This is a genomic window from Thermogemmatispora sp., from assembly GCF_042408735.1.
Classification (GTDB): domain Bacteria; phylum Chloroflexota; class Ktedonobacteria; order Ktedonobacterales; family Ktedonobacteraceae; genus Thermogemmatispora.
Window position 1 is genome coordinate 71,864 of sequence record NZ_JBHOQV010000093.1, and the last position, 17,147, is coordinate 89,010.

Here is a 17,147-nt window from a genome sequence, read left to right on the forward strand (position 1 = left end):
CGCGGCACGGCACGGCACGGCTCAGGCTCAACTCAGCGGCCCGTTCAGCGAGCCAGGCCGGAAGAGGCCGCCCTTGATTGACGCTCAGCCAGTTCTGTGCTACCATAACAGCCAGGAAGCCGCTGAGTACCCGTCGTGCCGCTCACAACGCTGTGAAAGGACCGCTCTTCTCGCTGGCTGGCAAGCGGCGGGCCTCGGGGTCAGTGCCTGACCGAAGGCTGGGCCTGGTGTAGAGATCCGTCGTTTCTCCCCCCTGTTCGCCAGACTCGCTCACAGTGTAGCGAAGGGTGGGAGAAAGATCACTACCACTCGCTTCCGCTTTTCTCTTTCCGGTTGCTTCCGGTGAGGGAAAGCGCTCGCTGCGCACTGTCCAACGCAAGGACATCGCCTTGGGGAGCACGATGCCGTGGGCTATCACCGTCGGTATAAGCTCAAAGATGACCGCTTCGGTCTGCTGGCACTCACGCTGCGCGAGAAGGCCGGCCTGACACAGGCCGAGATCGCGACGATGCTCGGTGTGTCGGAGCGCACCATTCGCCACTGGGAGGGTGGCACGGCCTTCCCAACAAGCGAGAACCTGAAGAAGCTGATCGAGATTTATTTGCATTACGGCGCCTTCCACGAGGAGCAGGCCCACGAAGAGGCTCGCACCCTCTGGCAGCAGGCCGCCGAGAGCGCGGCCCGGCGTTCGATCCCCTTCGATGAGCTGTGGTTTGCGGAGCTGCTTCAGGCCCGGCGCCGTTCCTCTCAGCCTCTACCTGCCCTCTCTTCCTCTGCGATCGCCGCCCGGCCCTCTTCGCCGCTGCCGCCAACAGGCGAGCCTGCACCCGACCCTCCGACCGCCCCTCGTGCCGCCCGCGCCGAGTGGGGCGAGGCCCCCGACGCCTCTTCCTTCTATGGCCGTCAGAGCGAGCTGGCCACTCTGGAACGCTGGCTGCTCGCCGATCACTGTCGGCTGATCGTCGTCCTGGGGCTGGGCGGCATCGGCAAGACCACCCTGGCCGTTCGCTTCGCTCAGCAGGTGGCGCCCCATTTCGAGTTTGTCCTCTGGCGCTCTCTGCGCAACGCTCCCCCTCTCGATGAGCTGCTGGCCGACTGCATCCAGGCCCTGACCCAGCAGCAGGGCCTCTCGCTTCCATCTCAGCTCGAAGGCCGCATGACCCTTCTGCTCGACCTGCTGCGCAGGCGGCGCTACCTGCTGGTCTTCGATAACCTGGAGACTTTGCTGCAGCCCGGTAGCTTCGAGGGAGGCTATCGCGAGGGCTACGAGGGCTATGGGCGCCTGCTGCGCCAGGTGGCCGAGTGCACTCATCAGAGCTGCTTGCTGCTGACTAGCCGTGAGCTGCCCGGCGAGCTGGAGCCGCTGGAGGGACCGCTCTCGCCAGTGCGCGCCCTGAAGCTCTTCGGCCTGGAGCGCGAGGCCATCCAGCAGTTGCTAGAGGAGCGCCGCCTTGTGGGTTCGCCGCACGCCTGGGATGAGCTGGTGCACCACTACGCTGGCAACCCTCTGGCGCTCAAGCTGGCCGCCGCCACCGTCCAGGAGGTGTTCGGCGGCCAGATCGAGGCTTTCTTGCGCGAGGGGCCGAGGCTCCTGCACACCGTCCGTCAGCTTCTGGATTACCAGTTCGAGCGCCTCTCTTCCCTGGAACGTGACCTGATGTACTGGCTGGCGATTGAGCGCGAGATGGTACCGCTCGAGGAGCTTGGTCAGGATCTGCTGGGCGCCATCTCGCGCCGCGAGCTGCTGGCCGCCCTGAAGTCGCTGCGCTGGCGCTGCCTGGTGGAGCGAGCCGAGCAGGGAGCGATTTTCACGCTGCAGCCGGTGGTAATGGAGTACGTCAGCGAGCGTCTGGTCGAGGAGGTCTGCGAGGAGATTCTGCAAGAGCGTCCGCGGTTGCTGCTCTCGCACGCCTTGATGAAGGCCAGCAGCAAGGATTATATTCGTGAGAGCCAGGTCCGCATGCTGCTGCAGCCTCTGCTGGAGCGTCTCCTCTCGCTCTGCGGGGACGAGCAGCGGCTGGAGGAGCGGATAATGGCCTTGACGGGTAGCCTGCGCGGCCTGCCCTACGCGGTCCAGGGCTATGGCGGAGGCAATCTGGTCAATCTGGTGGCCACCCTGCGCGGCCATCTGCGCAATATGGATTTCTCCGGTCTGGCTGTGCGCCAGGCTTATCTTCAGGGCATCGAGGCCCAGGGCGCCAGCTTTGCCGCCGCCTGGATCAGCGACTCGCTCTTTACGGAGCCGGTCGAGAGCATCGCCTCACTGACCCTCAGCCCCGACGGGTGCCTGCTGGCCGTGGGCAGCTTCAGCGGTCAGATCCGTCTCTGGCATCTGGCAGAAGGACGCCCGGTACTGACGCTGCGCGGTCACAGCCGCATGGCCTGGGCCCTGGCCTTCAGTCCCGACGGGCGCCTGTTGGCCAGCGGCGGCTACGACCGCAGCGTGAAGCTCTGGCATCTCCGCGGCGAGGAGAGTGGACATTGCTTCCGCGTCTTGCAGGGTCATGAGAAGTGGGTGCGGGCCGTGACCTTCAGCCCCGACGGGCGCCTGTTGGCTACGAGCGGGATGGACCAAACCATCCGCCTCTGGGAGATCGAGACGGGTCGCTGCCTGAAGGTGCTCTATGGCCACATCGGCCCCGTCTGGGACCTGGCCTTCAGTCCTGATGGCCGCCTGCTGGTGAGCAGCGGCAACGACGAGACGGTGCGTCTCTGGGAGGTAGAGTCGGGGGCTTGTGTGCGGATCTTGCACGGCCACCGGGGCGATATCATGGCGGTAGCCTTCCATCCCGAAGGGAAGCTCTTTGCCAGCGGTGGCGAAGATGGCCTGGTTAATCTTTGGGAGGTGGCCAACGGGCGCCTCCTGGCCACTCTACGCCTGCATACGAGGCGTGCCGCTACCATCGCCTTCAACCCCGAGGGGACAATGCTGGCCAGCGGCTGCGACGATGGGGCGGTCGAGATCTGGCGACTGGGCGCTGAGGCCCAGCGGCTGCGTATTCTGCACGGTCACTCGACCTTTGTGAGCGTCGTGGCGTTCGGCCCCGCCGGTCTGCTGATCAGTGTCTCTTACAGCGGCAAGGTCAAGCTCTGGGATGTAGAGAGCGGTAAATGCCTGCGTACCCTGCAGGGCCATAGCAGCGTGGCGCGTTCGATGGCCTTCAGTCCGGACGGGCGCTATCTGGTGAACGGCGATGACAATGGCCTGCTGCGCCTCTGGTTGCTGGCCCCCAACGGCCAGGCCCGCTGCCTGTACGCCTTCCAGGGGCACGCCGGCCCCATCTGGTCGATTCTTTTCCAGCCCAACGGTCGCACCTTCATCAGCAGTGGCGACGACCAGGCGATCCGCCTGTGGAGGCTGACAGAGCAAGAGGGCGCGCACTGCCTGAAAACCTGGCACGGCCACAGCGCCGTCATCTGGTCGCTGGCTCTGGCTCCCGACGGCCAGCTTCTGGCCAGCGGCAGCCACGATCGGACTGTCCAAATCTGGGATCTGCGCCGCGATGGCCAGGAAGCCTGCCTGAAAACACTGCACGGCCACGGCTCAATGGTCTGGTCGTTGGCCTTCAGCCCCGATGGCTCCCTCCTGGCCAGCGGCGATAACGACGGCGAGATCAAGCTGTGGGAGGTCGACAGCGGGCGCTGCCTGCGCACCCTGCAGGGCGAGGCCAGCCCTATCGGCGCCCTGGCCTTTAGTCCCGATGGCCGCTGGCTGCTGAGCAGCAGCAACGATGGAAGCCTCAGCCTCTGGGACCTCAGCAGCGGCTATCGTCGCCAGCGCTGGCCCGGACACGGCGCCCTGACCTGGTTCAGAGCGATCGCTTTCAGCCCCGATGCCCGCCTGCTGGCTAGCGGCGACGAGCACACCCTGCGGCTCGGCCAGATCGAGGACCTGAGTTATCACCTCTGCTCGCAGACCTTCGCCAGCCATAGCGGCCAGGTCTGGTCGGTAGCCTTTAGCGCTGACGGCGAGCTGCTGGCCAGCGGCGACGATAATGGGATCATCCAGATCTTCGAGACGAGAACCGGGAACCGCCTCTACCTCCTGCGCAGCGAGCGTCCCTACGAGCGAATGAATATCTGCAAGGTGCGCGGCCTCAGCGAGGCGCAAAAAGCCTCCCTCAAGGCCCTGGGCGCCTGCGAGGGTGGCGAGACCGCGCTCTCTCATTCGTATTCGTGATTGATTAGCAGTAATAATAAGGAAGAGGGACAATTGCCCAGCCCACCCATCTCCCCCTGGCCCCCCCCCAGCCCGCTCAGCTCCCCTCCCTCCCTCCCTCAACCGGAAGCAACCGGAAAAGCGAAAACGGAAGCGAACGGTAGTGACCTCTGACGATAGCCCGGCTACACTGAGCAGCAGAGTGGAGGAACAGATGCCCTCTGCTATGCTCGCGCCCGCCCAGGCCTCGGCTGCTTGCTCTCTCTGGCCAGCACGCCGGCGGCGAGCAAGCCCCCGGCGCGAGGGGAATCCGGCAGCCACCTGGCAGGTGCGGGCATAGCGGCAGGCATAGCGGCGCTGAAGCGCCAGGTAGCAGAGCAGAGGGAGGAAGGAAGGAAGCAAGCGAGCATGGCCCAAGAACGCTTTCTTGTCACGGGGGCCCTGGGCTGTATTGGGGCCTGGATCGTGCGCAATCTGGTGCGCGAAGGCATCCCAGTCGTGGCCTTTGACCTGGGCCAGGAGAGGTGGCGGCTCAAGCTCATCATGACGCCGGACGAGCTAGCCCAGGTGACCTTCGTTCAGGGCGACATCGCTGAGCTGGGCGCCCTGGAGGAGGTCCTTGATCAGCAAGAGATCACACATGTCGTCCACCTGGCCGCCCTACAGATGCCCTCCGTGCGCGCCAATCCGTCGTTGGGAGCGCGCGTCAACGTCGTCGGCACCGTTAACGTCTTCGAGGCCGTTCGCCGGCGCACGGAGCAGATCCGGCGACTGGTCTACGCTTCCTCGGTGGCCGTCTATGATTCCCAGGCTGGCGGGGCGAGCGGCGTAGTGCAGCATGAGACGCCGCAGCGCCCGAACTCGCTCTACGGCGTCTTCAAGCAGGCCAACGAAGGTACGGCCCGCATCTACTGGCAGGAGCACGGCCTCAGCAGCATCGGCCTGCGGCCCGCCACCGTCTATGGGCCAGGACGCGATCAGGGCTTGACCTCGGCCCCGACGCGCGCCATGCTGGCCGCTGTGCTGGGGCGTCCCTTCCATATTCCCTTTGGGGGACGGGGCGAGTTCCAGTACGTCGACGATGTGGCCAGGACCTTTATCGCCTGCGCCCGCGTGCCATTCGAAGGGGCAGAGGTCTTCAACCTGCATGGAAGCGTCGCCCACATGAGTGAGATCGTGGCCCTTATTGAGGAGCTGGTACCCGCCAGCCGCGGCCTGATCACCTTTGCCGAGCCAGCTTTTCCCTCGCCCGAGAGCTACTCCGCGGAGGCGCTTAGCCGCCTCATCGGCTCGCCGCCTCATACTCCGCTGCGTGAGGGCATCGCCGCCACCATCGCGCTCTTTCGCCAGCAGGTCGCCCGCGGCGAGCTGGACCAGTCCGCCCTCCAGGGCGGAGCCGCTGCCCGTTGAGCAGGCACCAGCCAGCCAGCCAGCCGACGGGTCCTGGTGGCCAGGGCTACGCGGGTCGCCCGTTCGTCTTCCGCTCGAGCGGAAGCACATTCCCCAAGGAGCAACGTGTACAAGCGCGAAGGAGAGGAGAAAGGAAGAGCAGTATCTATGATCGTCCTGGTAGCCCGTTATTACGGCAAACCGGGCCAGGGCGACGCCATCGAGGCCGCCCTCAAACAGATGGCGCCGCGCGTCGCCACAAGCGAGCCTGGCTGTTTGCTCTATCACGCCTGTCGCTCGCAGGAGCAGCCCGACCAGTTTCTGCTCTACGAGCAGTACGCCGACGAGGAGGCCCTGCAGCACCATCGCCAGACCCCGCATTATCGCCAGTTCGTCGAAGAGACCATCCTGCCGCTGCTGGAGAAACGCGAGCGAGATCTCTACACGCTGGTTGTTGGTCAGCCACCGGTGAGCACAGACCAGAAGAGAGCAGGCGAGTAGCAGATGAGCACCCGATTCTTTGTCCTTGGTTCGTTTTCCGTGGCCGGCTGTCCACCATTTGCCGGCCTTGTCCTCGACGAGCAAGTGGTGGCGGTTGACGCCCTTCAGCCGCTCTGCGAACGGCTTGGGCAGCCGCTCTGCGGCAGCAAGAGCGTGTTGGAGCTGCTAGAGCACTGGGAGCAGAATCTGCGCGCCCTCCAGCGAGCTGTCGAGGTCCTCAGCCTGGAGTCGGCCCACCCAGCGGCCACCCCAGAGCTGAGCTGGCAGCCGCTAGAAGCCCTGCACGTCCACGCACCGGTACTCTATCCGCGCCAGGTCTTCTGCGCCGGCGCCAACTACCGTCAGCACGTTATCGAACTGGCCGTCGCCCAGGGGCATGGCGCCCATGACCAGACAGACGAGGACGAACGGCGCGCTCTGGCCGAGCGCATCATGGATGCCCGCATCGCCAATGGCCAGCCCTACGTCTTTACCAAGATCCCTTCGGCGATCACCGGTCCCTACGACCCGATCTTCCTGCCCGCAGACAGTCAGCAAGTGGACTGGGAGCTAGAGCTAGGCGTCGTCATTGGGAAGGCCGCGCGCCATGTCAGGCGCGATCAAGCACTGGACTACGTCGCCGGCTATACGATTGTCAATGACCTGACCTGCCGTGATCGCGTCTATCGTCCTGACCTGCAGGCCATCGGCAGCGACTGGCTGCGCAGCAAATGCCCACCCGGCTTTCTGCCCAGCGGCCCCTTCCTGGTCCCAGCCAGCTTTGTACCCGACCCCCAGCGACTCCACCTGACCCTCAAGCTCAACGGTCAGGTCATGCAGGACGAAGGGACCGACGACATGATCTTCGGTGTTGCGCGCCTGATCGAATATATCTCCCACTATGTGCAGCTCTGGCCCGGAGACCTGATCTGCACCGGCTCGCCGCGCGGCAACGGCATGCACTATCAGCGCTTCCTGCAGCCTGGCGACGTTCTGGAGGGGAGCATCAGCGGCCTCGGCACCCAGCGCAACCGCTGCCTGGCCGAAGAGGAAAGCCCCGGCCGGGCGCGCTAAAGAGCCGGCCAGCCTGGCCAGGCTGTCCAGGCCAACGAGGCCATAGCAAAGGAGAGCAGGATCATGGTATCCTCAGCCAACCCACTCAAAGACTGGCAGGTCGACCGCAGCAGCATTCGCAACATCGGTCACGATCTGCAGCGTCCGGAGTGCATCCTGGCCGAGCGCGACGGCACCCTCTGGGTCGCTGACGCCCGCGGCGGCGTCATGCGCATCGATCCCGATGGCCGCCAGCAGCTGATCTTGCCCGTGGTCGAGCGCCCCCAGGCGTCCCCCACGGGCAGCGAGACCAGCTTTGAAGAGCGCTACGTTCAGGCCTATGGATCGCTTCCCAATGGGCTGGCCTTCGCCGAAAACGGCGATCTGATCATCGCGAACTGGGGAACCGATGCCGTCGAGATCATGACGCGCGACGGGCGCCTGCGTACCCTCTATACGGAGATCGACGGCCAGCCGCTGGGCAAGGCCAACTTCGTCCTGCGCGACAGCCACAATCGCATCTGGCTCAGCGTCAACACTCGTGAACATCCCTGGACCAACCAGCTCAACACACGCACCGCCGACGGCTACATCGCTCTCATAGATGAGCGCGGCATCCGCATCGTCGCCGAGGGCTTCTGCGGTACCAATGAGATCCGCTTCGACGCGCGCGAAGAGTGGCTCTACGTTGTTGAGAGCACGGCCTGGCGCATCAGCCGCCTGCGGGTCCAGCCCGATGGATCCTTGACCGATCGCGAGATCTACGGCCCCTCACGTCTGCCGGGCTTCCCCGACGGCTTCGCCTTCGATGCCTGTGGTAATCTCTGGGTGACGCTGATCTTTACCGATCAGCTCATCGCCATCACACCCGAGGGCGAGGTTCTGACCCTGCTCGACGATAGCAATCCCGAGACCAAGGCCCGCCTCTTCGCCCACTACGAGAGCCACAGCCTGACGCCTGAGATCCTGGCCGCCACCCATGGCACGATCGCCCCCTGGCTGGCCAGCCTGACCTTCGGGGGACCGGACCTACGCACCGTCTATCTCGGCAGCCTGCGCGGAACTACGATTCCTTACTTCCGCAGCCCTGTTCCCGGCCTGCCGATGATCCACTGGCGCTAAGCCATCCTGCCCGGGCCGGAGCACCTCCAGGCTGCCGGACTACTCACCTGCCCGACCGCTCCCTTTCAACCTTCCCGCACCCCGGCAGCCCCTCCGGCTCCTCTATCAGCCATCAGCAGGCAGGCTCATAAATCAAGCGATTAACGATCAACAAAAAAGGAAGAGCGAAGGCCAGGCATATCATCATCAAGGGAGACCAAAGACTTATGTCCACAAAGCAGATATCTTCGTCCCTCGCCGCCCTGACTGCCGCGGGCGCACGCTGGTTTCAGATCGCCTATGCCGTCAACGATCTCGCCGAGGCCCAGAGCTTCTTTCAAGCGACGCTCGGCGTATCCCGTTTCTTCGTCATCGAAGACATCCAGTTTCGCGACTACATCTATCGCGGCCAGGCAGCTTTCTGTCGGCAGAACGTCGCCTTCGGCTACGCAGGCCCCCTGCAGATCGAGCTAATGCAGCCGCTGGAAGGCGAGAACAGTCTGACAGCCTTTCTGCGCCAGCGCGGCCCAGGCGTCCATCACCTGGGACTGGAGGTCGACGACCTCGAGCAGGTTCTGCGGGCGCTCCTGAATCAGAGAGGACCAGGAACAGAGGGGAGAGAGAGCCAGGGGGTCAGCAGGGAGCCGGAGAGCAGTCCGCTGACCATCGTCGAGAGTGGCATCGCTGGCCAGGGCACTCGCTTCGCCTTTCTGGATACCCTGGCCAGCAGCGGCACCTACCTTGAGCTGGTCGCCCTCGATGAAGAGAATCGCGCCCTCTTCGAGCGCATTCGCCGCGGCGACTTCTAGCCAGCTCAGCAAGCGGACTCCACCATTAGCGCCAGGGAAGTAAGCCCAGCCTCTGGCAGCGAGCAGCCCGACCTCACGCCGCCGCGGCGTGGGCGGCTGCTCACTCCTGAGCTGCCCACACCGCTGCCACAGAAGAGCCGGGCGGGCATACAAGCCTCCTACGCCGCGGCGGCGCTGGCGGTCAGGCCACCCCTGACGGGTCGCAACGACAGGGCAGCCAGCGCTGTCGCCCTATTTCTTGCTCGCACCAGGCAGAATACGGTTCAGGCGCGTGCCACAGACAGGGCAGGTACCCTGCAGCGCCGCCCGGCCGTTCTTCATGGTCACCTGATGCGCATCCTTGATCTCCCGCTTCTCTTTGCACTTGACGCAATAGGCCATGTCTGCCATAACTCACATTCCTTTCCGTCTAAAGCTTATGTACACGACAAACAACCGTCGGTCACGGTGGTTAATCGTGCTCTGCCCCTCGTACTTCACGAAGGACAGAGGCTATCTAGGTACACGACAATATTACTCTCTCTGGTTCATTTCCTGAAAGCATAGGGCTGGATTGGCTATGCAAACTGTCTCTCTCGCTGTGCTATAGTAAAATCCGGAGCTTTGTCGCTCGCTTGTTATAGGGGCAAGAAAGTTATAGATGGATTAAATATAACAAGACACCACAAAGAGGCGACAATCAGCTCAACCACTATTGTGGGCAATACGCGAGGAATGTCTGTGAGGGAACTTGACCCAGAACGAGGAGCTTCCGCTGCCTCGACTGCCACGGGTGGGCAGGGGCCTGCGGAAGAAAGCCCGGTGCAGGTGCGCCACGATCCTTATCGCGCTCTGCGCTATCGTAACTTTCGCCTGCTGTTCATCGGTATCTTTCTCTCTTCGATTGGAGAGCAGATGGTCACAGTGGCCATCGGCTGGGAGCTGTACGACCGGACTCGCTCGGCCCTGGCCCTGGGACTGGTTGGCCTGGTTCAGGTACTGCCGGTACTCTGCTTCTCGCTACTCGCCGGCCATCTGGCTGACCGTCAGAACCGGCGCCGCATGGTCATGCTGGCCCAGACCATTCTGGCCCTTTGCTCTTTGGGACTGATGCTTCTCTCCTGGCTGCGCGGTCCTCTCTGGCTCATCTATGGCTGTCTGCTGATTATAGGCATCGCTACTGCCTTCAACGAGCCGGCGAGTGCCGCTCTCCTGCCGCAAACGCTGCCGCCAGCACTCTACGCCAACGCGGCCACCTGGGAGAGCAGCGCCTGGCAACTGGCGTCGGTCGTTGGGCCGGCCCTGGGCGGCTTTCTGCTGGCTCTCTTTCGGGGAGCCACCCCAATCTACGGTCTCAATGCCCTGGCCATCGCCCTCTTTCTGTTGCTCCTGGCCCTCTTGCGCCTGCCGCCGGCAGCCCCGGCCTCGCTTCAGCAGCAAGAAGCGGCACAGGCAGAGGGGACCCTGCGCTCGCTAGCTGAGGGCCTGCGCTTCCTGCGACGTACCCAGGTAATTCTGGCAGCGATCACTCTCGACCTTTTCGCTGTCCTCTTTGGAGGTGCCACTACCCTCTTGCCGATCTACGCCCGTGACATCCTGCAGGTCGGCCCGACCGGTCTGGGCTGGCTCCAGGCCGCCCCTTCCATCGGAGCCGTCTGCATCGCCTTCCTACTGGCTCACCTGCCGCCCTTTAAGCGGGCCGGGCGCACCCTCCTGCTGGCCGTGGCCGGTTTCGGCCTGGCCACCATCGTCTTTGGTCTTTCCCGCTCCTTCTGGCTCTCACTGCTCATGCTCTTCATCCTGGGGGGACTCGACAATATCAGCGTGGTTATTCGGGGCACCCTCCTGATGACGCGCACACCCGACCATATGCGCGGACGGGTGGCAGCGGTCAACACGATCTTTATCGCCGCCTCTAACAAGCTGGGAGGCTTCGAGTCGGGCCTGGCCGCCCAGCTCCTCGGTCCCGTGATGGCCGTCGTCGGCGGTGGTCTTGGCACCATCCTGGTGGTGCTCTGCGTGGCCCTGATCTGGCCCGAAATGCGCCGCCTTGGGCCACTCGCCCCCGAAAGTCAGGCTCAGCCAGCCGAGCCGCTGGCCGCCCAGCTTGCCGGACAAGGCTCAGCGGAAAGCACGGTTCCGCGCCAGCTCTGAGCGGGCACCTCTCGCCGCCCGAAAGAAGTCAGAGGCAGGGCGGAGCACCTCAGCCTCTCTTCCGCGTCGTCACCAGCACCTGACGAGACGAGAAGCCAGCCCGAGGTCTCTCACCCTGCCTCTCTCGGTCGCGCCGATCAGCAGAGGTGGGCGCGCCTTCACTCCTGCCCGGACTCCTCCGGCGAGAGGGGAGCCGCCTGCAGCCATTCGCCAGCCTCCTCAATATGGCGGCGCATCACCTGCTCGGCCCGCAGCGGATCGTGGGCCTGCAGAGCCTCGATGATCACTTGATGGCGCTCGGCTAGTTCCTGCGGCGTGCGCTGAGCCATCGCTACCGTTACGAAGGTCGTCGTATAGAGCTGCATGCTGTCCCAGTACTGCAGCAGCAGGCGATTGCCCGCCGCCTGCACGATCAGGCGGTGGAAAGCAATGTTGGCCGCCGTCTGGGCATGCAGCTCGTTGCGCACAGCCGCCTCGCGCATCTCGGCAAGCAGTTCCTCTAGCTGCCGCAGCGTGGCCTCATCGATGCGCTCCGCCGCCGCGCGGGCCGCGACCCCTTCCAGCGCGGCCCGAATAGGATAGAGTTCAAGCAGATCGCGCCGCGAGACCTTGCGCACCTGGGTCCCGCGGTAAGGCGAGCTGACCACGAAGCCGAGCAGCTCCAGGTCGCGCAGCGCCTCGCGCACCGGCCCCTGGCTCACGCCCAGCTCCTGGGCAATCCGGCTCTCTACGATGCGCTCTCCAGGTCGGTACTGCCCCCTGATGATGGCATCGATGAGAAACTCCTTAATGTCTTCGCGCAGAACGCGCCGGCCAAGAATAGGTGTCCGTATATTCATCGGTGTAGAAATCCTGCACACATTGGCCCCGTATCCCGGGACGCTGCTCCTCACTTACAAAGAGGCACAATCGATTATTGATTAGTATAGGTCAGAGAGAAAAAGGGCGTCAAGGCAGAGCCAGACGCCCTTGTATGAGCACGAGCTAATCAGTATGGCGATAGCGAGCCACCATGCGAGTCGCCTGTTCATTGGCGGTGGAAGGAGCGCCTTTCTTAAGGAGGATATAGCCATCCTGCATATCGATCACACCATACTCCCCGCTACTCAGCACCGCATCGACCGCATGTTCATAGTCAGCGTAGGTTTTGAAGGGATAATAGTAGCCTGGGGCATTGAGCAGGATATAGTCGGCATAGCCCGCTCCATAGGGGAAGAGATAGATACTGGGCCGCTCGCTCAGATGGGGCACCAGCATCGTCTGGGTTGAGACCGAGGCCGCGGGCGGAATCTCCTGCAGAAAATGATAGGCCAGGCGATCGTGAGCATCCTGGGCCGGCCAAATGAAGCCCGCCGCATAGGGCATGGCGCTGTAGACGTCGTAGCGGGCCGTCGCTTTGACCGCATGCACCATCACATAGCTCAGGAGGAGCAGCAAGAAGAAGGCCCGCAGCAGGGGCCAGAGCCGCCAGCCGATGACGGGCGCGCCCCGCTCGTCTCGCGCGTTCCGCACCTCCCACCAGCGCCCTGCCGGCAGCCAGGAGGGAGAGGCGGCCCTCGCCCTCTCGACGATCCCTGGGCTGGCCCTGAGCACGCTCTCCCCAAGCTGCTGAGCTAGCAGGAGGCCGCGCCGGAGCAGCCAGAGCAGGACTACAGTGGCCTCGATTGTGGCGAAGATCAGGATGGGCACAATCTCGGCATTGTACTGGTAGCGGCCACTATACATGTTGGGCGAGGAGCTGAGCAGGTTGAGGGCCAGCGTCGGGGAGGCCAGCACCAGGACCCAGGGGGCCAGGAGCGGCAAATAGCCTGCCGGCGTCAACAGCTTCTCCAGATAGAGCAGATGCTGGGGCTCCAGGACATGCTCGCGCACAACCTGCAGCGGATGCCTGAGTATCGTTAGAATCACCTCGAACGGGGAGTCGCCGTACTCAGACCAGCGCGAGGCCAGCAGGGAGTGACCCACGGGACTGGCGTAGTGCACCACGAGCAGGCCGATGGCGGTCCAGCTAACTGCCAGCCCGAAGACGATCAGGCCGACACGCCAACGCCGTTGGAAGAGCGCTATCCAGAGGCCCAGCAAGGCAATGACTCCGGCTATCTCTTCCTTGCAGGCCAGCGAGAGAATGGCAAAAGCCAGGAACCAGCCGTTGCGCTGGGTATACATGAAGTAGAGCGCGAAGAGCAGCAAGGAGAGCGTGAGTGTCACCGCGTGGAAATCGTAGTCGACCGCATATTGCTGGGCCGGATAGAGCAGATAGAGCAGGGCAAAGGGGACAGCCGCCAGGTCGCTGCGGAGGCGCAGACGAGCCAGCCAGAAGGCCGGCAAAGCCCCCGTCGCCACCACTAAGACCTGAAGAACCAGTAACGTTTTCGGATCAGCCCAGAAAATATATAGGGGGACAATCAAAAAAAGAATCGGCTCATAGTGGATGGCAAAGCGGTTGATGCCCTCCAGACCGTAGCAGTTGGTGTCGGTCAGGATGTTGCAGATCGTCTGGTGGAGCGGCGCGCCATGCAGCGTGTTCCAGATGGCCTGGTCCATGATGCCCAGGTCTTCGCCGTTGGTGGCAAAAGCATCCTGCTTGCTGGTGACAAAGACAATGAAATAGATGCTGTAAGCCAGGATCGCCAGCACCACCAGGCCCAGAGCCAGCCAGAAGGCTCGCCCCCGCGGCAGTGGCTCAGGAGGGGGATAGGGTTCCTTCCTCCAGACCACCCGCCAGCGCCGTAGTGTTAGATGGAGCCACTTGCTGATTTTGTTCATAGGCCAGGACTCTCAAGGGGGTTACAAAGCGAGGCCCTCGCAAGGTTTGCGAACGGGTTGGGAAAGGCCTCCTTTGCAAGGCGATTAGCCCTGTTATGATAGCATGAATCTTTTCCTCTAGCCAGTCTCCAGGACGATTGGCTAATACTCCCTAAGAACAGTCAGATGATTTCTTGTGTGCCTCCTCTCTCTCCCTCACTGCCTCTGTCAATCTATTGATCATGCTTGAGATACTGATTTTCATTTTGTGTCTTGAGTATCATAAGTAATGGAAGTAGCACGTACGCTGCTTCGGCGGAAGTAAGCCGGTGTACATGCCGTGATGCAAGTCAGTAAGCCACGAATCGTAAATGCACGAAATCGCCTCCTCTACGGGGTTGACACGACGCGCGAGTCGACGCAAGGAAGAAGCAAGCGAACAAGCAAGCAAGCACGAGGAGAGGAAGAGCTGCTCCTCCGTTCCTGATCGCCGGCGGGCAGTAGATGCTAGACCCCTGCTTGCTTAGAACTGCAGTGGTGAAGGAGACGTGATGATCAACCTCTCTCGCTTGTTGCCCCGGGTAGCGGCAGTACTGCCCCTGCTGCTACTCGGGGGCCTGCTCTTTTCCTCCTGGCTGCCCGGCGGGGTCGGCAGGGCCCTGGCCTGGAGGCCGGCCTCCGACCAGCAGGCTGCAGCCCCAGGCTCCCAGCCTGCTTCCTACGCTGCCCCAGCCAGCGGTACCTCTGTGCTGACCTTTAAGTACAATAACCGGCACAGCGGCCATAATCCGGCGGAGGTGCTGCTGACGACGAGCAATGTCAATGCCAGCACCTTCGGGAAACGTGTGACGCTGGCCGTCGATGGCCAGGTCTATGCCCAGCCGCTGTACGTGCCCAGCTTGCCGATTCAGGGTCGGGCGCGCAATGTGGTCTTTGTGGCAACTGAGCACGATAGTGTCTATGCCTTCGATGCCGATGCTACCAGACCCGAGCGGGCCTTGCTCTGGCGCACGAGTTTCCTGGGGCGTGGCGCGCAGGTCCCAACTAACCACGATGTGGCCTGCAACGATCTGGTGCCCGAGATCGGCATCACCGGTACGCCGGTAATCGACGCCGCTACCCGCACGCTCTATGTGGTGGCCTTCACAAAGGAGGGCGGACGACTGGTCTACCGCCTCCATGCCCTGGACATCACCACCGGCCAGGAGCGCAAGGGCAGCCCGGTGGTGATCCAGGCCTCCGTCCGCGGAACAGGTGCCGGTAGCCGCCATGGCCTGCTCGCTTTCGATCCCCGTTTCCAGCGCCAGCGCGCCGCTCTGGTCCTGGCCAATGGGCAGATCTATATCTCCTGGGGATCGTTCTGCGATAATATGCCGTACCACGGCTGGATTATGAGCTACCAGTACACCGGAAGCGCCTTCCGCCAGACGGCGGTTTTTAACGATACGCCCGATGGCGCCCGGGCGGGGATCTGGGGCTCCGGCGGCGCGCTGACCGCCGATGAGCGTGGTTTTCTCTATTTTACCAGCGGCAATGGCTCCTTTAATCTTCACCTGGGCGGTCGCAACGCTGGCGATTCGGTGGGCAAGCTCTCGCCCGACCTGCGGCTGGTCGACTATTTTACTCCTTTCAACGAACGCTGCCTGGATGATGCCGATGCCGATCTCGGCTCTGCCGCTCCGTTGCTGCTGCCTTCGGTCGGAGAGCTGGTCGCTTCGGGCAAGGAGGGACGGATCTATGTTTTGGCGCGCAATCGCCTGGGCCACTACCATACGATCCCCGATGCCTGCAATCACCAGGGGCGCAGCGATGTGGATCAGATCGTCCAGGAGTTCCCTCCTACGACCATCGGCGGTCTTTTCAGTACGCCCGCCTATTGGAAGGGACCTGAGGGCGAGTATGTCTACTTTGCCAGCGTGAATCGCCCGGTGGTGGCCTATCGCCTGGTCAACGGTCGCCTTTCGTCCCAGCCCGTCTCGGCCACACCCGAGGAGTTGCCTTTCCCGGGCGCCAACGTGGTGGTGACCTCTAGCGGCGACCGTGTCGGCACGGGCATTCTCTGGCTGGTCGACCCTCGCGGGGTGCTGCGCGCCTACGACGCCAGCGATCTGGGACGCGAGCTGTACAGCAGCGATCAGAGTCCTGAGCGCGACGCCCTGCCAGGCTACGTGAAATTCAGCGTGCCGACGGTGGCCGACGGGCGCGTGTTTGTGCCGAGTGGGAAGGCGCTGGTAATCTACGGTCTGTTGCCGACGGTACATCGCTGGCCATCTTCCAGCCAGAGCCAGGGTAGCCCCCAGGAGCCTGAGCCACATCCGGTGCAGCCGCTGCGCCTGCCTCCCGGACCACAGACTCAGCCTGGTCCCCAGAGCCGGCCCGGCCCTCAGTCGGAAGCAGGTCCGGCTCAGAAGCCGGCCAGCGATCTGCAGGTGGCCCCTCGCCAGCTGAGCACGGCTCCCACCAGCGGACAGGGCCTGGCCGGGGGATCTGCCGCGTCCCCGTCAGCGGCTTCTTCCCCGTCGCCGGCCTCCGGAACAGGCCAGTCGGAGCGGCAGCCCGGGGGAGCTGCAGGCCGTGGTTCGTCCGCTAGCGCTCCGAAACAGTCCGATCCGCACACAGGGCCCGCCTATAACAATGTCGGTATCAGTAACGACGATCGACCGACGGCGGCCAATTTCGACCAGGGGGGAAACAGCTATTCGGCCCAGGCTCTCCAGCGGGCTGGCGTCAATCCTGGTGACCATGTCTTCGCGGGTGGCTTTGTCTTCGTCTGGCCTAACGTGCTCTCGGGCGAGCCGGATAACTACCTGGCGGCCGGCCAGACCTTGCCGGTCGAGCACCGGCCTCGCGCCAGGCTGCTCGGTCTGCTTGGGGCAGCCGACCACGGCGTTGCTCGCGGCCAGCTCCTGATCACCTTTACCGATGGGACAACGCTGACCGCCCCCATCGCCTTCAGCGATTGGACACTGGACGGCGGCGGCTCACGTCCGCTAACAGGCAGTCCACAGGCGGTGAGCATGCCCTACTTCAATAGTCCCGCTGGCCCGGTCCAGATGAAGTGCTACCTGTTCTACGTGAGCATCGCTCTTCCGCAGGGGAAGACAGTCAAAAGCGTCACCTTGCCGACCACGGTGAGCGGTGGCAGGTTGCATGTCTTCTCTGTGGCTTTGCAATAGCTGCTCTCTCTCTTGCTCGCTTACTTGTTTGCCTGGCAGACCCACCTCATAGCGAGCGTCGTTCATCCCGGCTGGAAGGGTAGCGGGGAAGCCAGCAAGGAG

11 protein-coding genes are annotated in these 17,147 nt (G+C 63.5%); 8 read left to right on the forward strand and 3 right to left on the reverse strand.

The genetic code is table 11. The features are described from left to right. The first annotated feature begins 406 nt into the window (after positions 1 to 406). The 6 genes from ACFMO7_RS07550 to ACFMO7_RS07575 all read left to right on the forward strand — a co-directional run bounded on the left by ACFMO7_RS07550 (position 407) and on the right by ACFMO7_RS07575 (position 8,991). Entirely contained in the window at positions 407 to 4,180 is a 3,774-nt protein-coding gene (locus tag ACFMO7_RS07550; protein ID WP_376794912.1) for an NB-ARC domain-containing protein, read from the forward strand. A gap of 387 nt (positions 4,181 to 4,567) precedes the next feature. Beyond that, the gene (locus ACFMO7_RS07555) at positions 4,568 to 5,569 is read left to right on the forward strand and encodes an NAD-dependent epimerase/dehydratase family protein (RefSeq protein ID WP_376794913.1); all 1,002 of its coding nucleotides are present in this window, start codon (positions 4,568 to 4,570) and stop codon (positions 5,567 to 5,569) included. Between the two features lie 147 nt (positions 5,570 to 5,716). Next, complete coding sequence (locus ACFMO7_RS07560) at positions 5,717 to 6,049, forward strand: putative quinol monooxygenase (RefSeq protein ID WP_376794914.1); 333 nt, start codon at positions 5,717 to 5,719, stop codon at positions 6,047 to 6,049. 3 nt (positions 6,050 to 6,052) lie between these two features. Continuing rightward, positions 6,053 to 7,102, forward strand: a complete 1,050-nt coding sequence (locus ACFMO7_RS07565; protein WP_376794915.1) for a fumarylacetoacetate hydrolase family protein — start codon at positions 6,053 to 6,055, stop codon at positions 7,100 to 7,102. 63 nt (positions 7,103 to 7,165) lie between these two features. Next, complete coding sequence (locus tag ACFMO7_RS07570; RefSeq protein ID WP_376794916.1) at positions 7,166 to 8,203, forward strand: SMP-30/gluconolactonase/LRE family protein; 1,038 nt, start codon at positions 7,166 to 7,168, stop codon at positions 8,201 to 8,203. Positions 8,204 to 8,409: 206 nt separating this feature from the next. Beyond that, complete coding sequence (locus ACFMO7_RS07575) at positions 8,410 to 8,991, forward strand: VOC family protein (RefSeq protein WP_376794917.1); 582 nt, start codon at positions 8,410 to 8,412, stop codon at positions 8,989 to 8,991. A gap of 231 nt (positions 8,992 to 9,222) precedes the next feature. Here ACFMO7_RS07575 and ACFMO7_RS07580 read toward each other — a convergent pair whose 3' ends face one another. After that, the gene (locus ACFMO7_RS07580) at positions 9,223 to 9,381 is read right to left on the reverse strand and encodes a DUF5679 domain-containing protein (protein WP_052890408.1); all 159 of its coding nucleotides are present in this window, start codon (positions 9,379 to 9,381) and stop codon (positions 9,223 to 9,225) included. 330 nt (positions 9,382 to 9,711) lie between these two features. Here ACFMO7_RS07580 and ACFMO7_RS07585 point away from each other — a divergent pair, with 330 nt between their 5' ends. Further along, entirely contained in the window at positions 9,712 to 11,124 is a 1,413-nt protein-coding gene (locus tag ACFMO7_RS07585) for an MFS transporter (protein WP_376794918.1), read from the forward strand. A 158-nt stretch (positions 11,125 to 11,282) separates the two neighbouring features. On the opposite strand, the gene ACFMO7_RS07590 is transcribed toward ACFMO7_RS07585, so the two are convergent. Both ACFMO7_RS07590 and ACFMO7_RS07595 read right to left on the reverse strand, forming a co-directional pair. Continuing rightward, positions 11,283 to 11,963, reverse strand: a complete 681-nt coding sequence (locus ACFMO7_RS07590; protein ID WP_376794919.1) for a GntR family transcriptional regulator — start codon at positions 11,961 to 11,963, stop codon at positions 11,283 to 11,285. Between the two features lie 145 nt (positions 11,964 to 12,108). Then, complete coding sequence (locus ACFMO7_RS07595; protein ID WP_376794920.1) at positions 12,109 to 13,890, reverse strand: DUF2079 domain-containing protein; 1,782 nt, start codon at positions 13,888 to 13,890, stop codon at positions 12,109 to 12,111. Positions 13,891 to 14,420: 530 nt separating this feature from the next. On the opposite strand from ACFMO7_RS07595, the gene ACFMO7_RS07600 reads away from it, so the two are divergent. Continuing rightward, entirely contained in the window at positions 14,421 to 17,045 is a 2,625-nt protein-coding gene (locus ACFMO7_RS07600; protein ID WP_376794921.1) for a hypothetical protein, read from the forward strand. Positions 17,046 to 17,147 lie beyond the last annotated feature (102 nt).

Bases quoted from the DNA above. Each gene is read 5' to 3' on its own strand.
- ACFMO7_RS07555 (WP_376794913.1), top strand. From the start codon at position 4,568: ATGGCCCAAGAACGCTTTCTTGTCACGGGGGCCCTGGGCTGTATTGGG.
- ACFMO7_RS07560 (WP_376794914.1), top strand. From the start codon at position 5,717: ATGATCGTCCTGGTAGCCCGTTATTACGGCAAACCGGGCCAGGGCGAC.
- ACFMO7_RS07565 (WP_376794915.1), top strand. From the start codon at position 6,053: ATGAGCACCCGATTCTTTGTCCTTGGTTCGTTTTCCGTGGCCGGCTGT.
- ACFMO7_RS07570 (WP_376794916.1), top strand. From the start codon at position 7,166: ATGGTATCCTCAGCCAACCCACTCAAAGACTGGCAGGTCGACCGCAGC.
- ACFMO7_RS07575 (WP_376794917.1), top strand. From the start codon at position 8,410: ATGTCCACAAAGCAGATATCTTCGTCCCTCGCCGCCCTGACTGCCGCG.
- ACFMO7_RS07580 (WP_052890408.1), bottom strand. From the start codon at position 9,381: ATGGCAGACATGGCCTATTGCGTCAAGTGCAAAGAGAAGCGGGAGATC.
- ACFMO7_RS07590 (WP_376794919.1), bottom strand. From the start codon at position 11,963: ATGAATATACGGACACCTATTCTTGGCCGGCGCGTTCTGCGCGAAGAC.
- ACFMO7_RS07595 (WP_376794920.1), bottom strand. From the start codon at position 13,890: ATGAACAAAATCAGCAAGTGGCTCCATCTAACACTACGGCGCTGGCGG.
- ACFMO7_RS07600 (WP_376794921.1), top strand. From the start codon at position 14,421: ATGATCAACCTCTCTCGCTTGTTGCCCCGGGTAGCGGCAGTACTGCCC.